General features: G+C 68.8%; 1 protein-coding gene. It reads right to left on the bottom strand.

The window, feature by feature from the left end; translation table 11 throughout:
- Positions 1 to 36 precede the first annotated feature (36 nt).
- Positions 37 to 1,107 (bottom strand): helix-turn-helix domain-containing protein, encoded by a 1,071-nt coding sequence (locus MMF94_RS43090; RefSeq protein ID WP_277398973.1) that lies wholly within the window; start codon positions 1,105 to 1,107, stop codon positions 37 to 39.
- Positions 1,108 to 1,358: the final 251 nt, after the last annotated feature.

The following is a 1,358-nucleotide window of genomic DNA, read 5'->3' as shown; positions in this document are numbered from 1 at the left end:
TCAGTCAGCTCCCCACGCCCTACCACCAGAGCATGATCATCTACCGCAGGTCACGACCCTTACAGGACACGCCCTAGTGACCTGCGGCGCAGCTCGTTCAACCTCGAGGAGAGCCACCAGCGCCTCGGCATCCCGTCGCCGCTGTGCCTGCGCCCATGCGATGTCCAGTTGCACCTGCACGCGGCGGCTGCGAAGGCCTGGCGGCAACCGGTCGAGCGCCACCGAGTCAGCGGCTTTGAGCGCTGCGGGCGCGTCGCCGAGTTCGACCGCGACCGAAACCCGGTGGATGGCGACGTTCGTCGGCCCGAAGGCGGTCCACCTGTGGTTCGCGTCCTCGCCGATCCTGATGGCCAGGCTCTCGGCATTGTCGAGACGCTCGGTGGCCGCTTCAGCGTCGCCACGCCGCGCCGCCGCCACTGCACCGATCAGCCAGAGCGCCCCGGCGACGCTCCATTCGGACGGCTGCCGGCCGACCTCGATCTGCCCGGCCGAGGCGACGGCCAGCTGCTCGGCCAGCTCGGCGCGCGAGGTCGGCAGCAACGCGCAGACCACCTGATACACGGCCATCCCCAGATCGGTCGGGTCGCCCGTGCTTCCCGCCGCGGTCCGTGCACGGTCCGCCGCGACGAGCGCGAGGTCGAACGTGCCGATCTTGGTCAGCGTTTTCGCAACGACCGTGTAGCCGGCGACCCGTGCGGCTTCGTCCCCGTCAATGGCCGCGATCAGCGAGGGGAGCGCAGCGAGGACCTGGTCGTAGCGGGCAGCTTGGTAGTCCAGGTGGGCTTGAGCCACGGCGTCCTGAACATCAGCGATATCCACATCGCCGCCGCCGACCAGCAATGCGCGCTCGATCGCCGCGATGTGCTGGTCGACGTCTCGGCATACCTCGTGTGATGCCGCCTGCTCCGCTTCCGTCAGCACGGTGATGTCAACGCGCAGCACACGTGCGAGATCACGGAGGACGGGATAGCTGTCGACGCCACGAAGGCCACGCTCGACCTGCGACAACCACGACTCGGACCGACCGACGAGCCCGGCCACCGCGGCTTGGCTGAGCCCGCGACGGCGCCGGTGGACCGCTATCCGTCGACCGATCGGTTCTGACACGCAGAGATCGTGGCACGCCGAACGCCAATAAGGCGATCGACGCTCACGCCGTCACGCTCCTTGACCGACGGCTGCCGCCAGCCCGGTGCATGCACGCAGTCATCGCAAGCGTTCGCTCCGGCCTGAGTTCGGAGCTAGTGCCGCGTCAGGCAACGTTGGGTAGGTAATCGGGTCGGCGGATCTTGGAGTCGACGGCGAAGCGCCGCTTGGGTTTGGCGCGGCGGTTGGCCCAGCGGACGTAGCCGCCGAGC

The sequence above is a fragment of the Pseudonocardia alaniniphila genome (genome assembly GCF_022524485.1).
Classification (GTDB): Bacteria; Actinomycetota; Actinomycetes; order Mycobacteriales; family Pseudonocardiaceae; genus Pseudonocardia; species Pseudonocardia alaniniphila.
Note: the sequence above shows the minus strand (reverse complement) of the source record. Positions and strands in the feature narration are given on the sequence as shown.